This window comes from Streptomyces parvulus, assembly GCF_014648855.1.
Lineage (GTDB): Bacteria > Actinomycetota > Actinomycetes > Streptomycetales > Streptomycetaceae > Streptomyces > Streptomyces parvulus.
This window is the reverse complement of the sequence record NZ_BMRX01000003.1, coordinates 295,366-322,084: the sequence shown is the minus strand read 5'-3', so window position 1 is coordinate 322,084 and position 26,719 is coordinate 295,366. Positions and strand designations below refer to the sequence as shown.

The following is a 26,719-nucleotide window of genomic DNA, read 5'->3' as shown; positions in this document are numbered from 1 at the left end:
CACGCCGGGGAGACCGGTCCTCCCCGGCTCCTTCCGTGCACCGGGAGGAGCCGGGCCACCCGTGCCGTCCGCGTGCCCCGTCGCCGACGCCGTGCCGGCTCCGGGCGCGCACGTCAGAGTGCGTCGACGGCTTCCGTGGCGACCGACGCCAAGGCCGTCGCGGGGTCCTGGGCCGGAGCGCCCGCGGGCACCCAGCGACCGCGTTCCTTGCGGTACGGCCACCAGCGGCCCCGGCGGTCGAGGCGCAGCTGTCGTGGAGCGTCCGCCACGGTCCACCGGTTGGCCCGCGCGTGCAGCGTCGGACAATCCTCGTTCTCCCAGGCCGACTCCAGTGCGGCACGCGCGCGTGCGAGTGCGTCGCCCTGCGGCGACCACTCCTCCTCGAGCACGGACAGGGCGGTCGCGCCGCCGAGCCGCCACGCGCGTGCCGCGACGGCGAGTGCCTCCCGGGTGCGCCCCGATCCCTCGCCCAGGCGGTGCAGCACGTCGGGGTCCGGCTCACCCGCCGCCAGCCGCACCGCGTCCCCCGACGTGGTGGGTTCGCCCGCCACGGGCGACCCCTCGTGCCCCTCGCGCAAGGCTTCGGAGAGGAGGCGGTGAGCCTCCGAGGCCGCGTGGGAGGCCAGGAACGTCAGGGCGGACGGATCGACGCCGGCCGGGGGTGCGGTCTCGGTGTCCAGGGACGGCGGCACGCCGGGTCCGGTCCCGAGTCCGGGCGGTGCGGGCAGCGGAGGCAGGACGTCCCCCGCCGCGTACGCCTCGAGGGCGTCCGTCCCCTCGCGACCTTGAGCGGCCTCCCGCGCGGGTGCGCCGTGCTGTGTCTGGAGTGCTTCGAGCAGGGCGACCTCCGCGCGTCCCCGCATCAACAGCAGGACGAACGGGTCCTGGTCCAGCAGCCTGGCCACCTGGTAGCAGAGTGCGGCCGTGTGTCCGCAGTGGTCCCAGGCGCCGCAGTCGCACTCCGGCTCCAGGTCGCCCATGCCGGGCATCAGCTCGATGCCCGCGGTCGCCGCGTCCTCCACCAGGTGCGGGGGCATGTCGCGGTCCAGCAGTGCCGCGACATGCCCGGACCGTTCGATTGCCATGTCGACAAAGCGATCCCATTGGTCGTCGGTCAGGCGCTCCAGCAGGACGTCCGCCCGATGCGTGGTGCGGTCCCGGTCCTGCACGACGGCCGTGAGCCGCCCCGGCCGCACCGACACCGCGCCGACGGCACCCGCGCGGGCGAGCCGGCGGCCCGTCTTCACCTGGGCCGTGTCGAGTGCCGCGTCCTCCAGCGCCTTCAGCCAGGCCCGGCCCCACCAGGTCTCGGCGAAGCCCCGCCCGTGCGCGGGCGGCAGCGGGGCGAACGTCCGCTCCACGTCCTCCTCGTACCGCGTCATCGCGTACCCCCTCGCAGTTCGACCAGGTCGGCCAGTTGTGCGTCCGTCAGTTCGGTGAACGCCGCCTCGCCCGTGCCCAGTACGGCGTCGGCGAGTTCGCGCTTGCGGTGCAGCAGGGCGGCGATGCGGTCCTCGATCGTTCCCTCGGCGACCAGCCGGTGCACCTGCACGGGGCGGGTCTGGCCGATGCGGTAGGCGCGGTCGGTGGCCTGTGCCTCGACGGCGGGGTTCCACCAGCGGTCGTAGTGCACGACGTGCTCCGCGCGCGTGAGGTTCAACCCGGTCCCCGCCGCCTTGAGCGACAGCAGGAAGACCGGAACCTCGCCCTCCTGGAAGCGGCGGACCAGCGACTCGCGTGCCGAGACGGACGTGCCGCCGTGCAGGAACAGCGAGGCCACGCCCCGGGCGGCCAGATGCCGTTCCAGGAGACGGGCCATCTGCACGTACTGCGTGAAGACCAGCACGCTCGCCTCTGCCGAGAGGATCGTGTCGAGCAGCTCGTCGAGCAGTTCCAGCTTGCCCGAGCGGCCCACGATCCTCGGCCGGTCCTCCTTGAGGAACTGTGCCGGGTGGTTGCAGATCTGCTTCAGACTCGTCAGCAGTTTCACGATCATCCCGCGGCGCGCCATGCTGTCGGCGCCGGCGATCTCCGCGAGCGCCTCGCGTACCACCGCCTCGTACAGGCCCGCCTGTTCCGCCGTCAGCGACACGGGACGGTCGGTCTCGGTCTTCGGCGGCAGCTCCGGAGCGATGCCGGGGTCCGACTTGCGGCGCCGAAGCAGGAAGGGCCGCACGAGCCGGGCCAGCCGCTCCGCCGCAGCCGGGTCCTCGCCGCTCTCGACGGCCCTGGCGTACTGGCGGCGGAAGGTGCCGAGCCTGCCCAGCAGGCCCGGGGTGGCCCAGTCGAGGACGGCCCACAGCTCGGAGAGGTTGTTCTCCACCGGCGTGCCGGTGAGCGCCACGCGTGCGCGTGCGCCGATGGAACGCAGCTGCCGCGCGGTCTCCGAGTACGGGTTCTTCACGTGCTGGGCCTCGTCCGCGACGACCATGCCCCACGGCACGGCCGCCAGCCGCTCGCTGTCCAGGCGCATGGTGCCGTACGTGGTCAGCACGAACTCGCCGTCCGCGACGGCGTTCAGGTCGCGTCGCGCACCGTGGAAGCGGCGCACGGGCGTGCCGGGCGCGAAGCGTTCGATCTCCCGCTGCCAGTTGCCCATGAGGGAGGTCGGGCAGACCACCAGGGTGGGTCCGGCGGTCACCGGATCGGTCTGCCGGTGCAGGTGCAGGGCGATCAGGGTGATGGTCTTGCCGAGGCCCATGTCGTCGGCGAGGCAGCAGCCGAGGCCCAGGGACGACATCTGGACCAGCCAGTTGAGCCCTCGCCGCTGGTAGTCGCGCAGCGTGGCGTCGAGCCCCGCGGGTTGCGGGACGGACTCCTGGGCCTCGGGGTCGGCGAGCCGTTCCCGCAGCCCGGCGAGCCAGCCCGTGGGGCGCACCTCCACGCGGTGTCCTCCCACGTCCGTCGAACCGGTCAGTGCGGCCGCCAGCGCGTCCACCGGCTGCACCTTGCGGTCCTGCCGGGCACGGGCGCGTTGGACATCGCCCGGGTCGACCAGCACCCACCGGTCGCGCAGGCGCACGAGCGGGCGGTCGGCCTCGGCGAGCAGATCCAGTTCGTCCCGCGTGAGGTGCCGGTCGCCCAGGGCGAAGGTCCAGTTGAAGGCGAGCAGCGCGTCGGCGGACAGCAGGGAGGGTCCGCCCTCGGCGGCGGCTCTGAAGGCGGTCCGCTCGTCGTCCGGCGGCCCGACCTCCGCGCGGGTGGTGAGGTCGCAGGCCAGCTCCCTCGGCCAGTGCACGTCGACTCCGGCGGCGGCCAGTGCGCGGGAGCCGGCACCGAGCAGTTCGGTCACGTCCTGGTCGGCGAGTTCGACGGCGTCCGGCACGGTGGCCGACAGCAGCGGGGTGAGTGCCGGCCAGGCCCGGGCCGCGCGGCGCAGGGCGAGCAGGACGTCCACACGCGCGCGTGTGCCGAACGCCTCGCTCCTGGCGCCGGACCACACGTGCGCGGTGTCGGCGACGAGAGCGGGGTCGCCGGCACTGTGTACCTGGAGCACCGCCCGGAACGCCGGGCGGGTCTCCGGGGGGCCGGCGTCCGACAGCCCCGGCACCTCGACGCGCAGGGACAGCCGTACGCCCGCGTCGTGCCCCGCCGCGACATCGGCGGCCCACTCGCGCAGCTCGGGCATGCGGCGCGGTTCCCGCGAGGCGTAGGCGGGCCCGTCCGTCACCAGTACGGCGGCGGGGGAGCGCGGCAGCGCGTCCGCGACGGCGTCCAGGAAGGCGCGCACCAGCCGCTCCGGGTCGGGCAGTCGCAGCGGTGCGGTGTCGTCGACGGGGAGCGCGTGCGCCTCGGGCGGCATGGCGGCGGCGAGGTGCCGGACCCGCTCGGTCTCCTCCGCGCCCAGCGGGCCCACCCGCCAGGCGTCGTGCTCGGACGCGGAGACGCCGGGCAGCAGCAGTCCGCGTGAGACCAGGTGCAGGGCCTCGACGGCGACGGCGCCCCAGAACGCCGAAGACCTGTGGGCGAGGGTGGAGACACGTGCGCGCGTGAGGACGGGCAGGGCCGCCCGCACGGGCAGCACCACCGCGGGTACCCTCACGGCCTCCACCGTTCCGCCGTCGGGCAGAGCGACGGTCAGATCCCGCGTCGCGGGGTTCTCCCCGTCGCCCGCCGGGTTGGCCGCGGGCGCGGCGCCGTCGGGACGCCAGAAGGCGACGAGACCGGTGCGGCCGGGGTCACCGGGCAGGAAGACAGCACAGCAGCCGACGAGAGCGGAGATCTCGGAAGGGGGTTCCGGGAGAACGGTCTGCACGGTGATGATGAATTCCTCAAATTTGACTAGCCGGGATGCGGCGGCTGACTGTACATCACTCCCAAGGTCGTGGGGTGTGGATGTGCTGTGGCATGCGTCACCATTCAAGGGGAGAGGCGCTCTCTCCGCAGGGACGGATGGACGTGTCGACGAGCGGCGGATGCGTCGACGGGCCCCGGGGCGCCGGGTTCTCAGGGTTGTCGGGGTGCGGACTCAGGGACGTCTCAGGGTCGCGGTGCGGAACCGCCGGGAGCGCGGGCCCGTTTTCAGGACAGAGAGCGGCAGTGGCCGCGAAGGAGGCGACACCATGTCGAAGAACGCCAAGGTCGCAGCAGGCGGTGTGGCGGTCGGGCTCATCCTGCTGATCTGGCTGCCCTGGTGGGCCGCCCTGCTCATAGTGCTGGGAGTCCCGGCTGCCGCCTACCTCGCCCTGGACCCCTCCCAGCGGCGCAGGCTGCGGCGGACGAGGCGCCGGGAGATCGGGCGCTGACCCGTCCGCACCGCGTCGCGGCCGGCTAGCGCAATGGGCAGGAGTCGACCACGTCACCGTCCGCGGGCTTGCCGACCGTGTGGTCCGCGGGCGGGGGCGTGCCCCGCTCCACCCACGCGGTCAGGGTGTCGAAGGCCGACCGGTAGCAGGGCAGGATCGGACGCAGCCGGTCGGGATGGGTGTCGTAGAGCCCGTCCACATGGGTTCCGCCCGCGATGGTGTAGTAGCGGTGCAGTGCCCCCCGTCCGCGTTCGTCGATCATGCGCGCGTAGACGTCGGAGTCGGCGGCCTTGGGCAGCAGCGCGTCCAGATCGCCGTGCAGCGTGATCAGCGGCTTCCCGATGCGTCCCGTCAGGGCCACCCGGGCCACCGCGCGACGGACGGAGGCAGGACGCGCCGCGTAGTCGTAGGCCGCGTCCGAGGCGCACGGCGCCAGGATCTCCTCCGGGGAGGAGCCCGCCGTGGGCCCCGGGCAGCGCGGGTCGTACCCCGGATCGAACTCGGCCCGGTAGATCTTCTGCGTCACGCCCCAGTAGGCCTTCTCGTGGTAGGGCCACAAGAACTCGGACCCACGGGCGAACCCGGCCGCGTAGAGGTCCTCGTCCCCGGCCGCGCCCAGCGACCGGGCGACGGTGGCCGGCAGCGAGGTCAGCAGGTTGGGTCCGTCCGCCGTCCACAGGGCTCCCTCCCAGTCCACGCCGCCGTCGTAGAGCTCCGGATGGTTCTCCAGCTGCCAGCGGGTGAGGTAGCCGCCGTTGGAGATGCCGGTGACGTACGTGCGTCGCGGAGCGTGGCCGTAGCGCTGGGCGGCCACCCGCCGAACCGCCCGCGTCAGCTGGGTGGTGCGCGCGTTCCACTCGGCGACGGCGTCGCCGGGACGGACGCCGTCCCGGTAGAAGTCGGTGCCGCTGTTGCCCTTGTCGGTGGCGGCGTACGCGTACCCCTGCGCCAGGACCCGGTCGGAGATCGCCTTGTCCGTGGCGTACTGCTTGCGGTTCCCGGGCGCCCCCGTCACGACGAGGCCGCCGTTCCAGCGGTCCGGCAGCCGGATCACGAACTGCGCGTCGTGCCGCCAGCCGTGCGTCGTGTTGAAGCCGGAGGAGTCCGGGAAGTACCCGTCGATCTGGATGCCGGGCACGCCGGACGGTGTCCTGGTGCCGGCGGCCGTCAGTCCGGCCTGGTCGGCCGGGTCGGTGTAGTCGGTGCCCGCCAGTCCGGTGGTGGTCAGGTCGTCCAGGCAGGCCTCGCGCTGCAGCGCCGCACCGGGCACCCGCACCCGCTCCAGCCGGGCGCAGTGCCCTCCCGACTCCGCCACCGCCGTGGCGGAAGGGGCGGTTCCGGTGAGTGTGACGGCCGTCAGGGCGGCGGCGAGGAACGGGACACCAAGGGGCTGACGCATCGGGGCCTCCAGGCACGGCGGGGGGAGTGAAGCCGAGGGCTGCCCCATCGTGCGGGCCCGGCACGACCCCCTCCATGGGCTGGAGCCACATGGAAAGGAGGCCGATCGTGGAGGTTGAAGACAGTCGGGACGGAGTGACCCTGGTCAGCTCGGGCGTACGGCCATCTTGTCCAGTGCCTCCAGGAGACCGGGCAGGGCCGGCCCCCGGCCCACCGGCAGAACCTCGCCGGGTTCCTCGTCCAGCAGGATGAAGGCGATGTCGTCGGTTCTGGCGACCAGCGACCAGCCGGGACCGTCCGCGCGCAGCGTCCGCGCGTCGCCGGGCGCGAAGGACGACCGGACCCGGCCGAGCGGCGGCGGTGTGTCGACGTAGGAGCGGGCCTCCGCCAGCACCCTCCGGACACCGCCGTGCCCCGAGACCGGCGCGTCGTCCGCACGGGCCGGGGCGCCCGCGTCGCCCGCCCCCTCGGCGGCGCTCGCGCCGGCGTCCGGACTGGTGGAGGCGGTGCCGGCACCGCCCTGGGAGAGGCCGCCGGGCGGCATGTCGCCGTCCGCTCCCTCACCGCCGTCCGGGCCGCCACTCGCGGCCGGGAACTCCGCGTCGTCGATCTGCTCCCGCCACTGCGCCCACTGCATGGCGATCTCGTCGGCCCCCAGACGCCGTTGGGCGGGCCCCCACACGGTGGTGTCCGGCGGGCACAGCGCGGGCTGGTCGGCGGACTCGGGTCCCGGGTCGTGCGGTGCCGGCACGCCCGGAGCCGCGACGGCGACCGCCAGAGGCCACCCCGGCAGCGCCGCGACGACCGTCCGCTCGTCCGGCGACAGGTCGTACTCCATGCCGCAGTCCCACGACGCCACGGCCACGGCGACCAGCGACACGTCGTCGACGACGACGGTCCACCGGGCGCCGTCACCGTCCTGGCCGAGGACCAGTCCGTAGCCGTCGGCCAGTGGCGGGAGACCGAGCGCGGCGCACGCCTCCGGGTAGTCGTCGCCCAGCACACTCGGAAACTTCGCCGGCGTCAGCAGCACCGCCGTGAGCACATAGAGCGCGTCGTCCGCGGCGGCGACGGCGTCCTCATCCGTCCCGGCCATCCCAGCCTCCCCATCCGTTCGTCCAATGGCGCGCACCCTAGTGCGCCCGGGAAGGCCTTGTCACGACTGCCCGACGCATCCGAGCTGCAGTTTTCCGGCTGGACGGGGGCGAATCGACCACGCGCCACCGTGCTCGGAGGTCAGGCCGAGGGCAGCCCCAGAAGCGCCCGGGCGACCTCCCGCGGCGACTGGCCGCGCACTCCGGTCCCGGTCGTCGTCGGCGCGCGCCGAGCCGTACGCGGCGGCGGCCTCGCAGAGACGGTGCGACCGCCGTTCTCCGCCCGCTCCGCCCTCCGTCCGCCGGACGGCGCGTGATCTGCCCGGGGCCTCGCGGATCCTGCTGAGCAAGCGGACCACCCTTCCCGGCCCGTCATCGTGACGGAACGTTCATCTCCCGCTGCTCAGCGTAGAGTTGGAGCGTCGACGGCAGAAGGGGACGGCCACCGTGAAACGCTTCCAGCGACTGGCGGAGATCCGGCGCATGGACCCGTACGAGGACGCGTCCGAGATCTATCGCCTGTCCTCGGCCTACGAGTTCCCCTGGGACTTCAGCCGCGCGCTGGAGCTGGCCCTCTACCGCACCTACGCCGTGCCGAGCATCGGACGACTGCTGGCCGAGACCTCGGAGTTCACCGGCCGGCCGCAGAAGCGCTACGACGACACGGCACTGCTCCTGGACGCGATCGTCGAGCACGGTTTCGGGAGCGCGCAGGGCCGCACGGCCATCCGGACCATCAACCGGATGCACCGCGCCTACGACATCGGCGACGACGACATGCGCTACGTGCTGTGCACGTTCGTCGTGACTCCCAAGCGCTGGATCGACGCCTACGCGTGGCGCCGGATGTCACGGCACGAGATCGTCGCCTCCGCCGTCCATTACCGCACACTGGGGCGGCACATGGGCATCCCGGACATCCCCGGTTCCTACGAGGAGTTCGAGGAGTACCTGGACACCTACGAGGCGGCCCACTTCGCGTGGGACGAGGGCGCCCGCCGGGTCTCCGACGCCACCCTCGACCTGATGGCGTCCTGGTATCCGCGCCCCCTCGCCCCCTTCCTGCGCGCCGCGACGCTCACCCTGCTCGACGAGCCCCTGCTGCGCGCCTTCCGCTACACCCCGCCGGCCCCCGGCACGCGCGCGATCGTGCGCCGCGCGGTGCGGCTGCGCGGGCGCGCCGTCCGGCTGATGCCGCCGAGGCGCGTGCCGCACCACGCCCGGCAGAACCGGGAGATCAAGGGCTATCCGAACGGTTACCGGCTGACCGACCTGGGCACACACCCGGTCCCCGGTGTGCGGGGCTGCCCGGTCCGCCACATCGACACGTCAACCGCCGACTGAGCCGATCCCCCTCCCGGCGCGCCGGACCGGGTCCGGCCAGGGGAGGCCGCCCGCCTCGGCCCGGTCCAGCCGGCGGCCGTCAGCTCGCGCGAACGGCCAGGGCCAGGAAGCGGTCGTCCTCGTCGGCGTACGACGTCATCCGCCACCCCGAACCGGCCAGCAGCGGCCGCAGATTGTCCCGCGCACGCAGGTCGTCGGGTGTGAGCCGGCGCCCCTGCCGGGCCGCCAGAGCGGCCCGGCCGATCGGATGGAACAGCGCCAGCACGCCCTCGGGGCGCACCACGCGCGCCAGTTCCCGCAGATCGCCGGCGGGATCGGGGAGGTGAGCGATCAGGCCCGCCGCGAACACGGCGTCCAGCGATCGCGGCCGCAACGGCAGCGCGGCGACATCGGTCAGCACCAGCCGACCGTCACGATCCCTTCCGGCCCGCACGGCGGCCTCGAGCATCGCCGGAGTCAGATCGGCCCCGAGGACCAGCCCCGACGGCCCCACGGCCTCCCGCAGCGGCGGCAGGGCGCGCCCGGTGCCGCAGCCCGCGTCGAGCACCCGGTCTCCCTCCCGCAGTCCCATCTCGGCGACCGCCGCCGCATACGCGGGACCGTCGTCGGGGAAGCGGCTGTCCCAGCCGGCCGCGCGTGCGCCGAAGAACTCCTGGACGTGCGTGTGGTCGTCGCTCATGGTCCGCATGATCCCCCACCCGCGCGGTGGACGGCGCGGTGCACACGTTCGAGCATGGCGCGATCGTTCCCTCGCCGGTCTGCGTCAGATAACAACACCTTTCGAAACGCGCCCCCGTTGTGCTCCCTTCCCGGTACTAGCGTCCCGGGGTCATGGGACACCTGGACCACGCCGCCCTCGGCTGGCTGACCCCGGTGCTGTCGTACGCGATGGCCTGCACCGGAGCGGCCCTCGGACTGCGCTGCACCGTACGCGCCTTGGCCGCCACGGGGCGCTCTCGCCGCAACTGGCTGCTGACGGCGGCCTCGGCCATCGGCACCGGCATCTGGACGATGCACTTCGTCGCCATGCTCGGCTTCCGGGTCGGCGGCACCGACATCCGCTACGACGTTCCACTCACCCTCGCCAGCCTCCTCGTCGCCATGGTCGTCGTCTGCGCCGGCGTCTTCGCCGTCGGCTACGGTCGCGGCCGCGCACGCGCGCTGCTGCTCGGCGGGCTCACCACGGGGATCGGCGTCGCGAGCATGCACTACCTGGGCATGGCGGCGGTGCGTCTGCACGGGGACGTGAGCTACGACCCGCCGCGCGTGGGACTCTCGGTCCTCATCGCCGTCGCCGCGGCCACCGCCGCCCTGTGGGCCGCCCTCAACACCAGGTCACCGCTCGCGGTCACCCTCGCCTCGCTGATCATGGGGGCGGCGGTGAGCAGCATGCACTACACCGGCATGTTCGCGGTGAGCGTGCGCGTCACCCCCTCGGCCGACGCGCTGCCCGGGGCCACCGCGATGCAGTTCATCTTCCCCCTCGCCGTCGGTCTCGGGTCCTACCTCTTCCTGACCTCGGCCTTCGTCGCGCTGTCACCGACCGCGGGGGAGCGCGACGCGTCGGCCGCCGCCCGCCGGCCCCTCGGCGGCACCGCAGGGTGACCGCCGCCCGGCACCCACCCGCCCGGCGATCACGCCCCGACCCCCGACCCGAGCGAGGAGGCCATGCGTACATCCCGTACGTCCCCCGGAACCGGCGCCGACACGCCGGCCCGGCGACCCGCGCGCGGACGTCGCGCGCACGCCGGACCACCCGCCGACGAGAGCCCCGTACGACCCGGGGGCGAGTCGTCCGGAACGGCGCCCACGCGTGCGTGGCGCGGCCGCCTCCAGCCCCGCACCGTGCGCGCCAAGATCGTCTGCCTGCTGATGGTGCCGGTCGTCTCCCTGCTCGCCCTGTGGGCGTACGCCACCGTCACCACCGCCCAGGACATCTCCCGGCTGCGGCAGGTGCAGCGCGTGGACGCGATGGTCCGGGCCCCCGTCGGCGACGCCGTCGCGGCCCTCCAGGCAGAGCGGCTCGCGGCCGTGCGCCGGGCCACCGACCCGTCCGCGGTGACCGACGCGGAGTACCGCGACCTCATCGAGCGGTCCGACCGCGCGGTGCGGAAGCTGCGGCTCGGCGACCGCCACACCGTGGCCGACGGCGAGCCACTGCCCGCCGGAGTGGCCCGCCGCCTCGACGCGTTCGTGACCGGCGCCGAACAGCTGAAACGGTTGCGCTCCGCCGTCATCGACGACCGCGGCGACTGGCAGGAGACCCACCGCCGGTACACGACGGCGATCTCGGCCGCCTTCCGGGTGGGCGGCGCGCTGAGCGGGATCCAGGACGCGGATCTGGGCTCCGACGCGCGCGTATTGGTCGAGTTCGCCCGCGCGGGCGAGGCACTCGCCCAGGAGCACGCCCTGCTCGCCGGTGCCCGCCTGGCCGGCGGCCTCGACGGCGAACGGTTGCGGCTGTTCACCGGCGCGGTCGACACCCGGCGGAACCTCACCGAGTCCGCCGTCACCGACCTGAGCGGCTCCGAACGCGAGGCCTGGCAGGACTTGGCACGCGACACCGCCTACACGACGCTGCGGGGCAACGAGGACAGCCTGCTCGCCCCCGCCGCGCAGGATCGCCCGGTCGAGGCGCTGGCGCCCCGCGCCGTTTGGGACGGGGCCCACGCACGCGTGCGGGACGGCATGCGGACGATCGAGTCGGACGCCGCACGTCAAGTGGCAGACCGGGCCGATCCGTTCACCCGCGGCGCGCTCACCGCGGCCGGGGCCGCGGTCCTCTTCGGTCTGCTCGCCGTCGCCGCGTCGCTCTTCATCTCCGTCCGCATCGGCCGTGGCCTGGTCGTCGAACTGGTGAGCCTGCGCAACGGCGCCCTGGAGATCGCCCGCCACAAGCTCCCGGAAGCCATGCGCAGACTGCGCGCCGGGGAGGAGATCGACATCCGGTCCGAGGCGCCACCGCGACCGTCCGCCGAGGACGAGGCGGGCCAAGTCGCCGAAGCCCTGGGCACCGTGCACCGGGCCGCGCTGCGGGCCGCCGTGGAACGCGCCGAACTCGCCAGCGGCATCTCCGGCGTCTTCGTGAACCTCGCCCGCCGCAGCCAGGTACTCGTCCACCGCCAGCTGAGCCTCCTGGACAGCATGGAACGCCGCTCCGACGACCCGAACGAACTGAGCGACCTGTTCCGGCTCGACCACCTCACCACCCGCATGCGGCGACACGCCGAGAGCCTGATCATCCTCTCCGGCGCGGCGCCCGGACGGGCCTGGCGCATGCCCGTGTCCCTCACCGACGTGGTCCGTGCGGCCGTCTCCGAAGTGGAGGACTACGCGCGCGTGGAGGTACGGCAGCTTCCCGACGCGTCCGTCGTCGGCGCGGCCGTCGCCGACCTCACGCACCTCCTGGCCGAGATCATCGAGAACGCCGCACAGTTCTCCCCGCCCCACACGCGCGTGCGCGTCACCGGAGAACCCGTGGGCAACGGATACGCCGTCGAGATCGAGGACCGCGGCCTCGGCATGGGCAAGGACGCCCTCGCGGAGGCCAACCACCGGATCATCCGCTCCGAGGCGCTCGACCTGTTCGACAGCGACCGGCTCGGCCTGTTCGTCGTCAGCCGGCTCGCCGCCCGGCAGGACATCAAGGTCCACCTCAAGACCTCGCCCTACGGCGGCACCACGGCCGTCGTCCTCGTGCCCACCGCCCTCCTCCACAGCGGAACGGCCGAACGTACCGCACAGGCGTCACACGAGACGGGCCCGCCCGGGGAACGCCGCCACGCACGCGTGCACGACGCCGCCGCACCCCGGGAGACGGTGTCCGCGCCGTCCGGCCGCCCCGTGCTGACGTCCGCCGTGCCGGCCTCGGCGGAGACGGCGCCCGACCGCCCTCCGGGAGCCCCCGCCTTGCGACTGCACCTGTCCCCCGACGTTCCCGACGACCCCGCCAGGGGCGACGGCACCGGCACCACCCGGGACAGCGTCGAGAACGCCGACGACCTGCCCCGGCGCATACGGCAGGCGAGCCTAGCCCCTCAACTCCGGGACGGACGGCCCGCACAGCCCGCCCGGCCGCCCCGGCCGCGCGCCGACGGCGAGCGTACGCCCGAAGTCGTGCGGGACCGCATGACCGCCTACCGCGACGGCTGGGCGCGCGGGGGCGGACGTCGGCCCGGCCGTCCGGAACGGCCCGACCCGCCGGCCGGCGACAGCAGCGAAGGAGACCTCGGATGATCCACGACCCCGGCACGGGAACCGCCCGGCGGACCCGCGAACTCGACTGGCTGCTCGACGACCTCGTCGGCCGCGTGCACGAGGTCAGGCACGCCGTAGTGCTGTCCAACGACGGGCTCGCCGTGGGCGCGTCGGCCGGCCTCGGACGCGAGGACGCCGAACACCTGGCCGCGGTCGCCTCCGGCTTCCACAGCCTCGCCAAGGGCGCGGGCCGGCATTTCGGCGCCGGCGGCGTGCGCCAGACGATGGTCGAGATGGACGAGGGCTTCCTGTTCGTGGCCGCCGCGGGAGACGGCTCCTGCCTGGCCGTCCTGACCGCCGTCACCGCCGACATCGGCCTGGTCGCCTACGAGATGGCACGACTGGTCAGACGCGTCGGCGAGCACCTGCACACCGCGCCGCGCGCCGCCGCACGGCCGCCCTTCGGCGGATGACCCGGAGGGCCGGCGAGGATGACCGAGGAGAGCACGGCCGACGGCCGGGAACGGCCGGGCAGCGAGTGGTACGACAACGAGGCGGGACCCCTGGTCCGGCCCTACGCGATGACCGGCGGCCGCACCCGGCCCGCACCCGCCGGCGTGCCGTTCGACCTCATCGCCCTCGTCACGCGCGTCCCGGGCGCACCGGGAGCCGACACCACCGTGCTCGGTCCGGAACACCGGACCCTGATCGAACTGTGCCGCACGGAGACCCAGTCGGTCGCCGAACTGGCGGCGGACGCCGACCTCCCCGTGGGCGTCGTCAGAGTGCTCCTGGGCGACCTGGTGGAACTCGGCCGCGTGTCCGTCAGCCGCCCCGTGCCGCCCGCCCAGTTGCCCGACGAACGGATCCTGCGCGAAGTGATCGACGGACTGCGCGCCCTGTAGAGAACGCCGAGGACCATGACCGCCACGCACGCGTACGACCACCCGCACGGAGAGAAGTGATCGATGGTCTCCCAACACGCCGGACAAGCCGAAACCACGGACGCCGACTCGAGTGCGCTGGCGCTGAAGATCCTCGTCGCCGGAGGATTCGGAGTGGGCAAGACCACCCTGGTGGGCGCGGTCAGCGAGATCAGGCCGCTGCGCACCGAGGAACTGCTCAGCGAGGCGGGCCTGCTGGTGGACGACACCGGGGGCGTCGACCGCAAGGTCACCACGACCGTCGCCATGGACTTCGGACGCATCACCATCCGGTCCGGCCTCTCCCTCTACCTGTTCGGTACGCCGGGGCAGGACCGCTTCTGGTTCCTCTGGGACGAGTTGTCGCAGGGCGCGCTCGGGGCCGTCGTCCTCGCGGACACCCGCAGGCTCGCGGACTGCTTTCCGGCGGTCGACTACTTCGAGCACCGGCACATCCCGTTCGTGGTCGCCGTCAACTGCTTCACGGGAGCACGCCGGCACGAGGAGCGCGAAGTGCTGCGCGCCCTCGACCTCGACGCCGGAACGCCCGTGGTGCTCTGCGACGCGCGGGACCGCGCCTCCGGCAAAGAGGTACTGATCCGGCTCGTGGAGTACGCCGGGCGGATGCACACCGCCCGGCTCCTCGACTCCGTGCGCTGACGTACCTCAGTCCGCGACGGACTTCTGGGCCAGCACCTTGTCCACGGCGACACGGACGAGGAGTTCGCCCGGGACGCCGTTGCGCGCCCCGAACTCCTCGGCGCGCTCCTCACCCATGTACCGCGCCCCGATGAGGCCGGCCCAGTGCCGGAGTTCGTCGAGATCCTCCGAGATCCGGGCGCGTCCCTGGAGCACGACGAAGTGGAACGGAGGCCGGTCGTCGTCCACGCACAGGGCGACCCGGCCGTCACGGGCCAGGTTGCGCCCCTTCACGGTCTCCTTGCCGGTGTTGAAGACCAGGTCGTCGCCGTCCAGCAGGAACCAGATCGGCGCCACGTGCGGACTGCCGTCCGCCCGGACGGTCGCGAGCTTTCCGGTGCGGGTGCCGTCGGAGACGAACGCCCGCCATTCCTCATCGGTCATCTTCTGTGCCATGCGCTCCATCCTCCTTGCCCGGAGCACGGGCGTGGGGAAGGCTGGCGGACAGATCCCCCGGCCAGGGGGAGGCAACGCATACGGGGACGACACGGGGAGTTCGGATCAATGGTGCAGAACCAGGGACTCGGCTGGCTGCTGGACGACCTGACCGCGCGCGTCGAACACGTCCGGCACGCGCTGGTCCTGTCCAACGACGGGCTGGTGACCGGAGCCAGTACGGGCCTGCGACGCGAGGACGCCGAGCATCTCGCGGCCGTCTCGTCCGGGCTGCACAGCCTGGCCAAGGGCTCGGGCCGGCACTTCGGCGCCGGTCAGGTACGGCAGACGATGGTCGAGTTCGACGACGCCGTTCTGTTCGTGACCGCGGCGGGCTCGGGCAGCTGCCTGTGCGTGCTGAGCGGCGCCGAGGTCGACATCGGCCAGATCGCGTACGAGATGACGCTGCTCGTGAACCGGGTCGGCGAGCACCTCGACGTCGACGCACGACAGCCGGGACGAATATCGCCCACAGACTTCTGACCTGCACGTTCCACACCCTCGGAGAGGGCCGGCGGAGTTATCCACAGGCCTGACGCGGATGCCGTCGCGGCGGCTACGGTCTTTTGTGTCAGGCGGGCACGCACGGTGCCGGCCGCACACTCCACGGGGGAGACGACCATGTCCGGCAACACCGCCACGCGTGAATTCCCGGTAGCCACCGAGCACATCCGCACGACCCGCGACGCCCTGCTGGCACCGGGGCGAGCCGCCCGGGTACTGGGCCTCAAACGAAGCGAGTTCGACCTCGCCGTCCACCTCGGTCGCATCCGGACCGCGCCCGACGACGGAGGGGGCGGAGGCCGAGTCACCCGCGACGAGATCGAGCGGATCCGGTCGGCGGACGGCTTTCCCGAGACGCTGAGGGCCGGCATCCGGACGGTGGGGACCACGGAGGGTGCTGCCCTCATCGAGGTGACGAGGGCCCGATTCACCCGTCTCGCACGGCTGGGCCTGCTGGTGCCCGTGAAGTTCTACCTCAACCGCTATCGAGCCGTCGTCTGGCTGTATCTCGCCGACGAGGTGGAGCAGTTCGCCCGCGACGAGCGCAACGTCCCCTTGCTCAAGGGCCGCACACCCGAAGGCCTGCGGGACCAGCTGGCGGAGGGGCTGGATCTGCGCCCCCGCAACTGGCGAGGGCGGTACCTGGGGTTCCTGCTGCGCCAGGCCCACGACCCGTGGGCCAGGGCGGCCGCCGTGGCGTCCCTGCTCGACGGCGTCGAGGTCGCCGAGGTCGTGAGTGACCCCTACGAGCGCTCGCACCTGCACAGGTTCCGGCCGGTGCGCCCGTCACCCGGCTCATCCGGGTCCTCCGGAGCGCAGCTCGCCGAGGAGATCATGACGGCGGCGGACCCGGACGAGATCGAGTGGTTGCGCGCGGACCTGGCGGACGCGGTGGCGGCCGCCCGCGAGCAGCGTCCGGCACCCCGCCCGGATCCTCGCACCATGCCCGCCCCGGCCCGGCCCCAGCCCGCGCCGAGCGAGACCGAGGAGTCCGGCCGGTTCCGTGGTCTGCTCGGCAGGCTCTGGCGCAGAGACCCGGCCGCCTGACCGGCCCGTCGGCCTACAGGGCGCGGAACAGCCCTTCCTGCACGACGGACACGAGCATGCGCCCCTCGGTGTCGTAGATCCGCCCGCGGGCCAGGCCCCGCCCGCCGGTCGCGATCGGCGACTCCTGGTCGTAGAGGAACCACTCGTCGGCGCGGAACGGCCGGTGGAACCACATGGCGTGATCCAGCGACGCCATGTCGAAGCCCCGCGGCCCCCACAGCGGCTCCACCGGGATCCGCACCGCGTCCAGCAGGGTCATGTCGCTGGCGTAGGTCAGCGCGCAGGTGTGCACGAGCGGGTCGTCGCCGAGCGGTCCGACCGCACGCATCCACACCGCGCTGCGCGGCTCGGCGTCCCGGACCTCCTCGGTGCTCCAGCGCAGCCGGTCCACGTAGCGGATGTCGAAGGGCTGACGGCGGGCCATCCGCTCCAGCTGCTCCGGCAGCTCGCCCAGGTGCTCCCGCACCTCCTCGGCCACCGTCGGCAGCGACTCCGGGTCCGGGACCTTGCGGGCCGGCGGCAGCTGGTGCTCGAAACTCCCCTGTTCAGGCTTGTGAAAGGAGGCGGTGAGCGTGAAGATCGTGCGGCCCTGCTGCACGGCGGTGACTCGGCGGGTCGTGAACGACCGCCCGTCCCGGTCCCGTTCGACCTGGTACACGATGGGCACGCCGGGGCGCCCGGGGCGCAGGAAGTACGCGTGCAGCGAGTGCACCGGACGGTCGCCGTCCGTGGTGCGGCCGGCGGCGACCAGCGCCTGGCCTGCCACCTGGCCGCCGAAGACCCGCTGCAGCGACTCCTCGGGGCTGCGGCCGCGGAAGATGTTGACCTCGATCTGCTCCAGGTCGAGCAGGGCTACGAGGCTCTCGGCCGGATTCGTCATCGGTGGTGTTCTCCTGTGCTCACAGCTGGCCGACATCGGTGACGCGGACGACCGCCCGGCCCTCCGCGTCGGAGGCCGTGAGGTCGACCTGAGCGCTGATGCCCCAGTCGTGGTCGTCGTTAGGGTCGTCGAAGATCTGCCGCACCCGCCACAGACCGTTCTGCGGCTCCTCCTCGATCACCAGCAGCTTCGGGCCGCGGGCGTCGGGACCGGTGCCGAGGTCGTCGTATTCGTCCCAGTACTTGTCCATGGCCTCGCCCCAGGCGTCGGCGTCCCAACCGGCCTCGGCGTCCATCTCGCCCAGCTCGTCGACATGGTCGAGGGCGGCGAGTTCGACCCGGCGGAACATGGCGTTGCGCACCAGGACCCGGAAGGCGCGCGCGTTGGCGGTGACGGGCCGCACCTGGTCGGCCTTCTCCTGCGCCTCCTCGGCGGTCATCTCCTCCGGATTGGCGAGCTGTTCCCACTCGTCCAGCAGGCTGGAGTCGACCTGGCGCACCATCTCGCCGAGCCACTCGATCAGATCCTGGAGGTCCTCGGACTTCAGATCGTCCGGGACGGTGTGGTCGAGGGCCTTGTAGGCGCTGGCCAGGTAGCGCAGCACGATGCCCTCGGTGCGGGCCAGTTCGTAGTGGGAGACCAGCTCCGTGAAGGTCAGCGCCCGCTCGTACATGTCGCGGATGACCGACTTGGGCGACAGCGGATGGTCACCGACCCAGGGGTGGCTCCTGCGGTACGTGTCGTAGGCGTGGAAGAGCAGCTCCTCCAGCGGCTTCGGGTAGGTGACGTCCTGGAGACGCTCCATGCGCTCCTCGTACTCCACACCGTCGGCCTTCATCGCCGCGACGGCCTCACCGCGCGCCTTGTTCTGCTGGGCGGCGAGGATCTGCCGCGGGTCGTCCAGCGTGGACTCCACGACGGACACCATGTCCAGCGCGTACGACGGGGATTCCGGGTCCAGCAGCTCGAAGGCGGCCAGGGCGAAAGTGGACAACGGCTGGTTGAGCGCGAAGTCCTGCTGGAGGTCCACGGTCAGCCGCACGCTGCGTCCCTCGGCGTCCGGCCGGTCCAGCTTCTCGACGATGCCGCCGTCGAGCAGCGACCGGTAGATGGCGATGGCCCGCCGGATGTGCCTGAGCTGCTGCTTGCGCGGCTCGTGGTTGTCCTCCAGCAGATGCCGCATCGCAGTGAAGGCGTCGCCGGGGCGGGCGATCACCGACAGCAGCATGGTGTGCGTGACCCGGAACCGGGACGTCAGCGGCTCCGGCTCGGAGGCGATGAGCTTGTCGAACGTGCTCTCCGACCAGGCCACGAAACCCTCGGGAGCCTTCTTCCGGACGACCTTGCGCCGCTTCTTGGGGTCCTCACCCGCCTTGGCGAGGGCCTTCTCGTTCTCGACGACGTGCTCGGGAGCCTGGGCGACGACGAAGCCCTCCGTGTCGAACCCGGCGCGACCCGCCCGTCCCGCGATCTGGTGGAACTCCCGGGCCCGCAGCGTGCGCACCCGGGTGCCGTCGTACTTGGTCAGCGCCGTGAACAGCACCGTCCGGATCGGGACGTTGACCCCCACGCCCAGGGTGTCCGTCCCGCAGATCACCTTCAGCAGGCCGGCCTGCGCCAGCTTCTCCACCAGGCGGCGGTACTTGGGCAGCATGCCGGCGTGGTGGACGCCGATGCCGTGCCGGACGTAGCGGGAGAGGTTGCGGCCGAACTTCGTGGTGAAGCGGAAGTTGCCGATCAGGTCGGCGATCCGTTCCTTCTCCTCACGGGTGCACATGTTGATGCTCATCAGGGCCTGCGCCCGTTCCACGGCCTGCGCCTGCGTGAAGTGCACGATGTAGACGGGCGCCTGCCGGGCCGCGAGCAGGTCGGTGAGCGTCTCGGTGAGCGGCGTGTAGCGGAACTCGTACGAGAGCGGCACCGGCCGGGTGGCCGAGCGGACCACCGAGGTGGGGCGGTCGGTGCGGCGGGCGAGGTCCTTCTCGAAGAAGGAGACGTCGCCGAGGGTCGCCGACATCAGGACGAACTGTGCCTGGGGAAGTTCCAGCAGCGGAATCTGCCAGGCCCAGCCGCGGTCCGGTTCCGCGTAGAAGTGGAACTCGTCCATGACGACCTGGCCGATGTCCGCGTGCTTGCCGTCGCGCAGCGCGATCGACGCCAGGACCTCGGCGGTGCAGCAGATGACGGGCGCGTCCGCGTTCACGGAGGCGTCGCCGGTCAGCATCCCGACGTTCTCGGTACCGAAGATCTTGCACAGCTCGAAGAACTTCTCCGACACCAGCGCCTTGATCGGAGCCGTGTAGAAGGTGACCTCGTCCCGGGCGAGCGCCGCGAAGTGGGCGCCCGCCGCGATCATGCTCTTGCCGGAGCCGGTGGGCGTCGAGACGATCACGTTCGCCCCGGAGACCACCTCGATCAGCGCCTCCTCCTGGTGGGGGTAGAGCGTGAGACCGCGCTCCTGGGCCCAGGCCTCGAAGGCTTCGTACAGGGCATCGGGGTCGGCGGTCCGCGGCAGCTGATCGATGAGGGTCACGCCACCATCTTGCCTGCCTCGCGTCGTGATGGGGGAATCGGCTGTCCGTGTGAAGATCACGAACGCTACGCTGGGTCGCCGACGGGGCATCGGCGGACCACGACAACTGCACAGCGGCACAAGAGGAATGGGGCGGGCAAGGGCGATGATGGGACCAGCGCACTCACTGTCGGGCGCCGCGGCGTGGCTCGGCGTAGGGGCGGCCACCACCGCCGCGGGACACCCGATGCCCTGGCCGGTGCTGCTCGCGGGGGCCCTGATCTGCTCCGGCGCGGCGCTCGCCCCCGACCTCGACCACAAGGCCGCCACCATCTCCCGGGCCTTCGGGCCGCTGTCCCGGGGAGTGTGCGAGATCGTGGACAAGCTGTCGTACGCCGTCTACAAGGCCACCAAGAAGCCGGCCGACCCTCGCCGCTCGGGCGGGCACCGCACCCTGACGCACACCTGGCTGTGGGCCGTCCTGATCGGCGCGGGCTGCTCGGTGCTGGCCATCACGGGTGGCCGCTGGGCGGTCCTGGCGATCCTCTTCGTGCACATGGTGCTGGCCATCGAGGGCCTGCTGTGGCGTGCCACCCGGGGCTCCAGCAGCGACGTGCTGGTCTGGCTGCTGGCCGGCACCAGCTCGTGGATCATCGGCGGGATACTCGACAGGACGCAGGGCGGTGCCGACTGGCTGTTCACCGCGCCTGGCCAGGAGTATCTGTGGCTGGGGCTGCCGATCGTCCTCGGCGCGCTGGTGCACGACATCGGGGACGCGCTGACCGTCTCGGGGTGCCCCATACTCTGGCCGATACCGGTGGGCCGGAAGCGCTGGTACCCCCTCGGGCCGCCGAAGCCGATGCGCTTCCGGGCCGGCAGCTGGGTGGAGCTGAAGGTGCTCATGCCGGCGTTCATGCTGCTCGGGGGGATGGGCGGCGCGGCGGCACTCAACTTCATCTGAGGCGGGCGCGACGGCCGGCCGAGGCCGAGGCGGTCCGCCCCGTCGGCTCAGCCGGAGGCGCCGACGCCTTGCCCCTCGTCGCCGCCCTCGCCGCCGTAGCGCCGCTCGAAGCGGGCCACGCGTCCCTCCGAGTCCACCGTTCGCGCCTTGCCCGTGTAGAAGGGGTGGCTCTCCGAGGAGATCTCCACCTCCACCACCGGGTAGGTCTCCCCGTCGTCCCAGACGATGGTCCGGTCGCTGGTCGCGGTGGACCGGGTGAGAAAGGCGTATCCGGCACTGCGGTCGCGGAAGACGACGGGCCGGTATTCGGGGTGCTTGTCCTGCTGCATGGCTGCTCCTCGTACCGCGCGGATCATGGAGTGGGCGACGCGGACCCGCCGCGCCGAGTGGTGTCAGCCGGGCAGCGTGTCCTCGTCGACGACGTGCATCGCGGCCTCCTCGGCCGAGGCGGCCGCGCCGTCGATGCCGACGTCCAGGGCCACCAGGGCCGGCTCCTCGTCCTCGTGCGCGCCCTCGTCGGGTGCCACGAGCCGTCCGGAACGGCCGGCTCCGACCTCGTCGTCCAGCAGTTCCCCGTCCGTGCCGTCGGCGTCGCCCAGGCCGTCGCCGTCGGGCGCGAGGACATCGGGCCGCTCCTCGGCGAGGCGCTGGTCGAGGGTCTCGCCCTCGTGGCGCTCGGCCGCGGTCACTCCGGTGTGCTCTACCGCCCAGGGGCGTTCCGGAGGGGACCAGCCGCGATCGAGGGGATCGTCCACGCCGTCGTCTTCGAGCGTGTCCTCGCCGTCGAGCAGGCCGGTGTCCTCGCGCTGCTCGGATCCGTCCGGCTGGTAGACGTCGTCTCCCCATCCGTCGGCGCTGTTCACGACTACCTCCAGGGGGTGGGGACCGGCCCCTCGGGGCTCACCTCGAGCCGGTGCCTACTCCCAGCCTTCCACTCCCGTTCGGGACCCCGCAACGGCACGGCCCCCGCCCGGGTGCCCGCCACCCCCGTCCGCCTGGCCCTTCGGCGGACGCCGGTCCTCCTCGCCGGCACTCGTACTCCGGCCCGCCGCACGGCCGCATCCCACACACCTACGGCAGCACCCCGGCCCCGACCCGGCCCGCACCGGCAGCAGGGAGGAGGGCATCGTCCCCGGCAGGGCGAGCGGCGATCCCGTGCCCCGGAGGCCCTGCCCCGCACCTGCGAGGAACGCTTGCCTGCCCGCGTCGGCCCGCTCCGCACCGGCGAGCCTCGTCCCCGCCCCGCCGCCCACCGCTCCACTGCCGTCGGTGACCGGCCGGGCCGGGACGACACCCCCGCCCGGCCGTCCCTGAACCCGCCCGCACCTCCTTCGGAGGGCACCGCGGGTTCACCCGTGCCAGGACCGCCACAGTGCCGCGTAGGCGCCGTCCGCCGAGACCAGCGCGTCGTGGCTGCCCAGCTCGCTGATCCTGCCGTTCTCCACCACGGCGATGACGTCCGCGTCGTGGGCCGTGTGCAGACGGTGGGCGATCGCGATCACCGTGCGGCCGTCCAGGACGCGGGCGAGGGACCGCTCGAGATGACGCGCGGCCCGCGGGTCGAGGAGCGACGTCGCCTCGTCCAGCACCAGCGTGTGCGGGTCGGCCAGCACGAGCCGGGCCAGGGCGATCTGCTGGGCCTGCGCGGGGGTGAGGGCGAAGCCGCCGGAACCGACCTCGGTGTCCAGGCCGTCGTCGAGGGCCCGGGACCAGTCGTCCGCGTCGACCGCGCCCAGCGCCGCCCACAGCTCGGCGTCGGTGGCACCGGTCCTGGCGAGCCGGAGGTTGTCCCGCAGGGAACCCACGAAGACGTGGTGCTCCTGGTTGACGAGGGCGACGTGCGAGCGGACCCGCTCCGCGGACATCCGGGACAGCTCGGCGCCGCCCAGGGTGACGCGGCCGTCCCGCGGACCGTAGATGCCGGCCAGCAGCCGGCCCAGTGTGGACTTTCCCGCACCCGACGGCCCGACCAGGGCGAGCCTCGTGCCCGGGGCGACCTCCAGCGACACCTTGCGCAGGACGTCCACGCCCTCGACGTACCCGAAGTGCACGCGGTCGGCGTGGACGTGCCGTCCCTCGGCCGCCGGCGCGTCCTCCCCGGCGTCCGGCTCGATGTCCCGCACTCCTACCAGCCGGGCCAGCGAGACCTGGGCCACCTGGAGCTCGTCGTACCAGCGCAGGATCAGGCCGACCGGGTCGACCAGCATCTGCGCGATCAGGGCGGCCGTGGTCATCTGGCCGACCCCGATCCAGCCCTGGAGGACGAACACACCACCGATCAGCAGGACGGAGGCGAGCACGGTCACATGGGTCACGTTGATGACCGGGAAGAGCACCGACCGCAGCCAGAGCGTGTAGCGCTCCCAGGCCGTCCACTCCTTGATCCGCTGCTCCGACAGCTCGATGCGGCGGCTGTCGAGGCGGTGGGCCTCGACGGTGCGCCCGGCGTCCACCGTCTCGGCGAGCGCGGCGGCCACCGCGGCGTACCCGGCCGCCTCGGAACGGTAGGCGGACGGCGCCCGCCGGAAGTACCAGCGGCAACCGATCACCAGGAGCGGCACCGCGATGAGCACCACCGGCGCCAGCGGCGGAGCGGTGGCGACCAGTCCGCCGAGCAGCAGCACCACCCACACGGCACCGATCGCCAGCTGGGGCACGGCCTCGCGCATGGCGTTGCCGAGCCGGTCGATGTCGGTGGTGATCCGGGAGAGCAGATCGCCGGTGCCGGCCCGCTCCAGCACGCCGGGGGGCAGTCCGACCGAGCGCACGAGGAAGTCCTCGCGCAGGTCGGCCAGCATCCGCTCGCCGAGCACCGCCCCGCGCAGCCGCACCTCGCGCACGAACGCGGCCTGCACGAGGAGCGCGAGCACGAAGAAGGCGGCGGTGAGACCCAGATGCAGTTCGCGGGCGCCGTCCGACACCCGTTCCACGAGCCCGCCCAGCAGATAGGGGCCGGCCATAGAGGCGATCACGGCGACGGTGTTGACGGTGACCAGGAGGACGAAGGCCCGGCGGTGCCGGCGCAGCAGTTCGCCCGTGTAGGCGCGGACGGTCGCGGGGGCACCGACGGGGAGGGTGTTCGCCGTCGTGGGGGCCGCCGGGTCGTACGCGGGTGGTGCGACGCCGATCATGCCGTCTCCTCGATCTCTTCCAGTCGGTGCAGTACGTCCTCGTCCCGGCGCGGGACGCCGTCGCCCAGGGCGGTGGCGCCCTCGGCGCCGTCACCCCGGACGCCGTTGCGCGGGGTCCCCGTCGGCGGTCGGTCGGCCGGTGCCGCGTCCTCGCGGGCCGTGGTCTCCGCCCCCGTCTCGCGGGTCACGACCGCCCGGTACCGCGGCTCGGTGCGCAGCAGTTCCCGGTGGACACCGACCGCGGCGACCTCGCCCTCGTGCAGGAAAACGGTCCGGTCCGCGCGGTCCAGCAGCAGCGGCGACGAGGTGAACACCACCGTGGTGCGCCCCGCGCGCAGCGCCCGTACGCCCTCCGCGATCCGTGCCTCGGTGTGCGAGTCCACGGCGGAGGTCGGTTCGTCGAGGACGAGGGCCTCCGGGTCGGTGATCAAGGACCGGGCCAGCGCGAGCCGCTGGCGCTGGCCGCCCGAGAGGGAGCGGCCCCGCTCGGTGATGCGGGCGTCCATGGGGTCGTCCTCGGCACCGAGCGAGCCCTGCGCGAGCGCGGCCAGGACGTCGTCGCACTGGGCGGCGGCCAGCGCGTCCCCGGCGCTCACCGCACCCGAGGCGGGGACGTCGAGCAGTTCGCGCAGTGTGCCGGAGAGCAGCACCGGGTCCTTGTCCTGGACCAGGACGGCCGTGCGCGCGGAGCCGAGCGGCAGTTCGTCGAGCGGCACCCCGCCCAGCAGGGCCGACGTGCCCTCCCGCGACGGGTGTCCACCGAGGCGTTCCGCCAGGCGCCCGGCCGTGTCGGGGTCACCGCAGACCACCGCGGTGAAGCGGCCCGACGGGGCGAGGAGACCGGTGGCCGGGTCGTACAGGTCGCCGGCCGGGGTCTCGGCGGCACGCGAGCCGGCGGTGTCGGTGGCCCTTTCCAGGGCCAGTACCCGCGCGGCCCGCTTGGCCGAGGGCCGGGAGAAGGAGTACGCCATGGCGATCTCCTCGAAGTGCCGCAGCGGGTAGGTGAGGATCATGACGGAGCTGTAGACGGTGACCAGTTCGCCGACGCCGATGGTGCCCTCGCGGGCCAGGTGGACGCCGTGCCAGACCACCGCGATGAGCAGCAGGCCCGGCAGCAGGACCTGGATGGCGGAGATCAGGGACCACATGCGTGCGCTGCGCACGGCCGCGTGGCGCACCTCCTGGGAGGCGTCGCGGTACCGGTCGAGGAAGAGCGCCTCGCCGCCGATGCCGCGCAGCACGCGCAGCCCGGCGACGGTGTCGGAGGCGAGTTCGGTGGCCCGGCCGGCCTTCTCGCGCTGGACGTCGGCCCGCCGGGTGGCGCGGGGGAGGAGGGGCAGTACGGCGAGGGCGAGCACCGGCAGGCCGAGGATCACGACGAGGCCGAGGGCCGGCTCGTAGACGACCAGGGCGACGCAGACCAGCACGATGGTCAGGGCCGCCGCGGTGAAGCGGGAGACGGCCTCCACGAACCAGCCGATCTTCTCGACGTCACCGGTGGACACGGCCACCACCTCGCCGGCCGCGACGCGCCGGGTCAGCGCCGAGCCGAGCAACGCGGCCTTGCGGGCGAGCAGTTGCTGGACGCGGGCCGCGGCGGTGATCCAGTTGGTGACGGCGGCGCGGTGCAGGAAGGTGTCGCCGAGGGCGTTGCCGGCGCAGCACAGCGCCATGAGCCCGCCCGCGAGGGCGAGGCGGCCGCCGGACCGGTCGACGACGGCCTGGATGGCGAGACCCACGCAGAAGGGCAGGGCGGAGACGGAGGCGAAGTGCAGCATGCCCCAGGCCAGGGCCTTGAGCTGGCCACCCAGCTGGTTGCGGAACAGCCACCACAGGAAGCGGGAGCCCGAGCGCGCGTCCGGCACGCCCGGGTCGGGATACGGAAGGTCTTGGATCTGCATGACGTCCCAGTGGCTCGTGTCAGGGGATGCCGTTGCCGCACGGCATCGAGAGGCTGCAAACCGTGAAAGGTTCGCGTCGTGGCAGGCCCAAAATCAAGCGGTTTTCCGCGCCGGGGTGCGAATCGCGCTGCCTCCACGGCATGCGCGCCGGGCGTTCGGTGAGCGAGTGCGACCATGGACCGATGGGAAGTGGTGGGGCAAGGCGTACGGCGGTCGCGATGGCGGCCCTTGGATCCCTGACGGCGGCGGCGCTGGCCGGCTGCGGCAGCTCCGCGGGAGACGGAGCGGACGCCCGCGGGAGTGGGCCGGGCGACACAGCCGGGCAGGCGAGTGCCACGGCGGACCCGACGAGGATCCCCGACGTCGGCGACCGCTACCAGCGGCTGGTGCCGAAGGATTCCCGGCAGGTCGTGGCGGTGTACGGCGACGGTCCGGACTCGGCCGACGCCACCGTGGTGCTCTACACGAAGCAGGGCTCCGCCTGGCACCGCGACCGCAGTTGGGCCGCGCACAACGGCACGAAGGGCTGGACGGCCGATCACCGCGAGAACGACAAGCGCAGCCCCGTGGGTGTGTTCACCCTGACCGACGCCGGCGGAGTGCTTCCGGACCCGGACACCGGGAAGGGACTGCCGTACACCCGCTCCGCGTCGTTCGCGGCGCCGCGGTGGTGGGAGAAGTCGTACTGGCACGACTTCGACTACGTCATCGCCATCGACTACAACCGCGTCAAGGGCACCCCGCCCAACGATCCGACCCGCCCCCGCGGCGCGTCCAAGGGGGGCGGGATCTGGCTGCACATGGACCACGGCAGCGGCACGTCGGCCTGTGTCAGCCTGCCCAAGCCGGGGATGGAGTACCTGCTGCGCACGCTGGATCCGGACGCGCACCCCGTCGTGGTGATGGGGGACAAGGCGCGGCTGAAGGCCTGACCTTCCCTCGCGGCGC

General features: G+C 73.0%; 23 protein-coding genes. 11 read left to right on the top strand and 12 right to left on the bottom strand.

The genetic code is table 11. The features are described from left to right. Positions 1–113 precede the first annotated feature (113 nt). Positions 114–1,382, bottom strand: a complete 1,269-nt coding sequence (locus IE108_RS06975) for an SWIM zinc finger family protein (RefSeq protein WP_064726652.1) — start codon at positions 1,380–1,382, stop codon at positions 114–116. After that, a complete protein-coding gene (locus IE108_RS06970; RefSeq protein ID WP_064726651.1) occupies positions 1,379–4,255 on the bottom strand; it encodes an SCO1167/SCO6262 family helicase in 2,877 nt (958 codons plus the stop codon). Before IE108_RS06970 ends, IE108_RS06975 begins: the two co-directional genes overlap by 4 nt. A 307-nt stretch (positions 4,256–4,562) precedes the next feature. Here IE108_RS06970 and IE108_RS06965 point away from each other — a divergent pair, with 307 nt between their 5' ends. Beyond that, positions 4,563–4,745: a tail-anchor membrane protein gene (locus tag IE108_RS06965; protein ID WP_064726650.1), complete on the top strand. Its 183-nt coding sequence runs from the start codon at positions 4,563–4,565 to the stop codon at positions 4,743–4,745. 25 nt (positions 4,746–4,770) lie between these two features. Here the strand turns inward: IE108_RS06965 and IE108_RS06960 are convergent, their stop codons facing one another. Further along, a complete protein-coding gene (locus IE108_RS06960) occupies positions 4,771–6,144 on the bottom strand; it encodes a tannase/feruloyl esterase family alpha/beta hydrolase (protein ID WP_064726649.1) in 1,374 nt (457 codons plus the stop codon). Positions 6,145–6,288: 144 nt separating this feature from the next. After that, complete coding sequence (locus IE108_RS06955; protein WP_064726648.1) at positions 6,289–7,239, bottom strand: hypothetical protein; 951 nt, start codon at positions 7,237–7,239, stop codon at positions 6,289–6,291. Between the two features lie 445 nt (positions 7,240–7,684). On the opposite strand from IE108_RS06955, the gene IE108_RS06950 reads away from it, so the two are divergent. Then, positions 7,685–8,581, top strand: a complete 897-nt coding sequence (locus IE108_RS06950; RefSeq protein ID WP_064726647.1) for an oxygenase MpaB family protein — start codon at positions 7,685–7,687, stop codon at positions 8,579–8,581. Between the two features lie 79 nt (positions 8,582–8,660). On the opposite strand, the gene IE108_RS06945 is transcribed toward IE108_RS06950, so the two are convergent. Further along, entirely contained in the window at positions 8,661–9,260 is a 600-nt protein-coding gene (locus IE108_RS06945) for a class I SAM-dependent methyltransferase (protein ID WP_064731652.1), read from the bottom strand. 152 nt (positions 9,261–9,412) lie between these two features. On the opposite strand from IE108_RS06945, the gene IE108_RS06940 reads away from it, so the two are divergent. The 5 genes from IE108_RS06940 to IE108_RS06920 all read left to right on the top strand — a co-directional run bounded on the left by IE108_RS06940 (position 9,413) and on the right by IE108_RS06920 (position 14,361). After that, positions 9,413–10,186 carry an MHYT domain-containing protein gene (locus IE108_RS06940; protein WP_064726646.1) on the top strand — a complete coding sequence of 258 codons (774 nt, stop codon included), beginning with the start codon at positions 9,413–9,415 and terminating at the stop codon, positions 10,184–10,186. A 63-nt stretch (positions 10,187–10,249) separates the two neighbouring features. Beyond that, positions 10,250–12,817: a sensor histidine kinase gene (locus tag IE108_RS06935; RefSeq protein WP_064726645.1), complete on the top strand. Its 2,568-nt coding sequence runs from the start codon at positions 10,250–10,252 to the stop codon at positions 12,815–12,817. Beyond that, positions 12,814–13,251: a roadblock/LC7 domain-containing protein gene (locus tag IE108_RS06930; RefSeq protein WP_064726644.1), complete on the top strand. Its 438-nt coding sequence runs from the start codon at positions 12,814–12,816 to the stop codon at positions 13,249–13,251. Before IE108_RS06935 ends, IE108_RS06930 begins: the two co-directional genes overlap by 4 nt. Positions 13,252–13,269: 18 nt before the next feature. Beyond that, positions 13,270–13,683, top strand: a complete 414-nt coding sequence (locus IE108_RS06925; RefSeq protein ID WP_064726643.1) for a DUF742 domain-containing protein — start codon at positions 13,270–13,272, stop codon at positions 13,681–13,683. 63 nt (positions 13,684–13,746) lie between these two features. Next, positions 13,747–14,361 carry a GTP-binding protein gene (locus IE108_RS06920; protein WP_064726642.1) on the top strand — a complete coding sequence of 205 codons (615 nt, stop codon included), beginning with the start codon at positions 13,747–13,749 and terminating at the stop codon, positions 14,359–14,361. A gap of 6 nt (positions 14,362–14,367) precedes the next feature. Here the strand turns inward: IE108_RS06920 and IE108_RS06915 are convergent, their stop codons facing one another. After that, positions 14,368–14,796, bottom strand: coding sequence for a PPOX class F420-dependent oxidoreductase (locus IE108_RS06915; RefSeq protein ID WP_064726641.1), 429 nt, complete (start codon positions 14,794–14,796; stop codon positions 14,368–14,370). A gap of 108 nt (positions 14,797–14,904) precedes the next feature. Between IE108_RS06915 and IE108_RS06910 the strand changes: the two genes are divergently transcribed. Both IE108_RS06910 and IE108_RS06905 read left to right on the top strand, forming a co-directional pair. Then, positions 14,905–15,318 (top strand): roadblock/LC7 domain-containing protein, encoded by a 414-nt coding sequence (locus IE108_RS06910; RefSeq protein ID WP_064726640.1) that lies wholly within the window; start codon positions 14,905–14,907, stop codon positions 15,316–15,318. Positions 15,319–15,456: 138 nt separating this feature from the next. Beyond that, entirely contained in the window at positions 15,457–16,386 is a 930-nt protein-coding gene (locus IE108_RS06905; RefSeq protein ID WP_064726639.1) for a DUF6397 family protein, read from the top strand. 13 nt (positions 16,387–16,399) lie between these two features. On the opposite strand, the gene IE108_RS06900 is transcribed toward IE108_RS06905, so the two are convergent. Next, complete coding sequence (locus IE108_RS06900) at positions 16,400–17,266, bottom strand: acyl-CoA thioesterase (protein WP_064726638.1); 867 nt, start codon at positions 17,264–17,266, stop codon at positions 16,400–16,402. A 19-nt stretch (positions 17,267–17,285) separates the two neighbouring features. Beyond that, a complete protein-coding gene (locus tag IE108_RS06895) occupies positions 17,286–19,799 on the bottom strand; it encodes a DEAD/DEAH box helicase (RefSeq protein ID WP_064726637.1) in 2,514 nt (837 codons plus the stop codon). Between the two features lie 145 nt (positions 19,800–19,944). Between IE108_RS06895 and IE108_RS06890 the strand changes: the two genes are divergently transcribed. Continuing rightward, the gene (locus IE108_RS06890) at positions 19,945–20,739 is read left to right on the top strand and encodes a metal-dependent hydrolase (protein WP_064726636.1); all 795 of its coding nucleotides are present in this window, start codon (positions 19,945–19,947) and stop codon (positions 20,737–20,739) included. A gap of 47 nt (positions 20,740–20,786) precedes the next feature. On the opposite strand, the gene IE108_RS06885 is transcribed toward IE108_RS06890, so the two are convergent. From IE108_RS06885 to IE108_RS06870, 4 genes are all read right to left on the bottom strand, one after another. After that, on the bottom strand, positions 20,787–21,068 hold the full coding sequence (locus IE108_RS06885; protein WP_064726635.1) for a type B 50S ribosomal protein L31: 282 nt from the start codon (positions 21,066–21,068) through the stop codon (positions 20,787–20,789). A 63-nt stretch (positions 21,069–21,131) separates the two neighbouring features. Beyond that, the gene (locus IE108_RS06880; RefSeq protein ID WP_064726634.1) at positions 21,132–21,602 is read right to left on the bottom strand and encodes a DUF5709 domain-containing protein; all 471 of its coding nucleotides are present in this window, start codon (positions 21,600–21,602) and stop codon (positions 21,132–21,134) included. A 486-nt stretch (positions 21,603–22,088) separates the two neighbouring features. Next, positions 22,089–23,870, bottom strand: a complete 1,782-nt coding sequence (locus IE108_RS06875; RefSeq protein WP_064726633.1) for an ABC transporter ATP-binding protein — start codon at positions 23,868–23,870, stop codon at positions 22,089–22,091. Further along, complete coding sequence (locus tag IE108_RS06870; RefSeq protein ID WP_064726632.1) at positions 23,867–25,771, bottom strand: ABC transporter ATP-binding protein; 1,905 nt, start codon at positions 25,769–25,771, stop codon at positions 23,867–23,869. The genes IE108_RS06875 and IE108_RS06870 overlap by 4 nt, the downstream gene beginning before the upstream one ends. Before the next feature lie 182 nt (positions 25,772–25,953). Here IE108_RS06870 and IE108_RS06865 point away from each other — a divergent pair, with 182 nt between their 5' ends. After that, positions 25,954–26,703 (top strand): hypothetical protein, encoded by a 750-nt coding sequence (locus tag IE108_RS06865; RefSeq protein WP_064726631.1) that lies wholly within the window; start codon positions 25,954–25,956, stop codon positions 26,701–26,703. Positions 26,704–26,719 lie beyond the last annotated feature (16 nt).

Bases quoted from the DNA above. Each gene is read 5' to 3' on its own strand.
- IE108_RS06875 (WP_064726633.1), bottom strand. From the start codon at position 23,870: ATGATCGGCGTCGCACCACCCGCGTACGACCCGGCGGCCCCCACGACG.
- IE108_RS06935 (WP_064726645.1), top strand. From the start codon at position 10,250: ATGCGTACATCCCGTACGTCCCCCGGAACCGGCGCCGACACGCCGGCC.
- IE108_RS06955 (WP_064726648.1), bottom strand. From the start codon at position 7,239: ATGGCCGGGACGGATGAGGACGCCGTCGCCGCCGCGGACGACGCGCTC.
- IE108_RS06885 (WP_064726635.1), bottom strand. From the start codon at position 21,068: ATGCAGCAGGACAAGCACCCCGAATACCGGCCCGTCGTCTTCCGCGAC.
- IE108_RS06890 (WP_064726636.1), top strand. From the start codon at position 19,945: ATGATGGGACCAGCGCACTCACTGTCGGGCGCCGCGGCGTGGCTCGGC.
- IE108_RS06940 (WP_064726646.1), top strand. From the start codon at position 9,413: ATGGGACACCTGGACCACGCCGCCCTCGGCTGGCTGACCCCGGTGCTG.
- IE108_RS06945 (WP_064731652.1), bottom strand. From the start codon at position 9,260: ATGAGCGACGACCACACGCACGTCCAGGAGTTCTTCGGCGCACGCGCG.
- IE108_RS06965 (WP_064726650.1), top strand. From the start codon at position 4,563: ATGTCGAAGAACGCCAAGGTCGCAGCAGGCGGTGTGGCGGTCGGGCTC.
- IE108_RS06870 (WP_064726632.1), bottom strand. From the start codon at position 25,771: ATGCAGATCCAAGACCTTCCGTATCCCGACCCGGGCGTGCCGGACGCG.
- IE108_RS06930 (WP_064726644.1), top strand. From the start codon at position 12,814: ATGATCCACGACCCCGGCACGGGAACCGCCCGGCGGACCCGCGAACTC.
- IE108_RS06925 (WP_064726643.1), top strand. From the start codon at position 13,270: ATGACCGAGGAGAGCACGGCCGACGGCCGGGAACGGCCGGGCAGCGAG.
- IE108_RS06910 (WP_064726640.1), top strand. From the start codon at position 14,905: ATGGTGCAGAACCAGGGACTCGGCTGGCTGCTGGACGACCTGACCGCG.
- IE108_RS06915 (WP_064726641.1), bottom strand. From the start codon at position 14,796: ATGGCACAGAAGATGACCGATGAGGAATGGCGGGCGTTCGTCTCCGAC.
- IE108_RS06900 (WP_064726638.1), bottom strand. From the start codon at position 17,266: ATGACGAATCCGGCCGAGAGCCTCGTAGCCCTGCTCGACCTGGAGCAG.
- IE108_RS06960 (WP_064726649.1), bottom strand. From the start codon at position 6,144: ATGCGTCAGCCCCTTGGTGTCCCGTTCCTCGCCGCCGCCCTGACGGCC.
- IE108_RS06865 (WP_064726631.1), top strand. From the start codon at position 25,954: ATGGGAAGTGGTGGGGCAAGGCGTACGGCGGTCGCGATGGCGGCCCTT.
- IE108_RS06905 (WP_064726639.1), top strand. From the start codon at position 15,457: ATGTCCGGCAACACCGCCACGCGTGAATTCCCGGTAGCCACCGAGCAC.
- IE108_RS06920 (WP_064726642.1), top strand. From the start codon at position 13,747: ATGGTCTCCCAACACGCCGGACAAGCCGAAACCACGGACGCCGACTCG.
- IE108_RS06975 (WP_064726652.1), bottom strand. From the start codon at position 1,382: ATGACGCGGTACGAGGAGGACGTGGAGCGGACGTTCGCCCCGCTGCCG.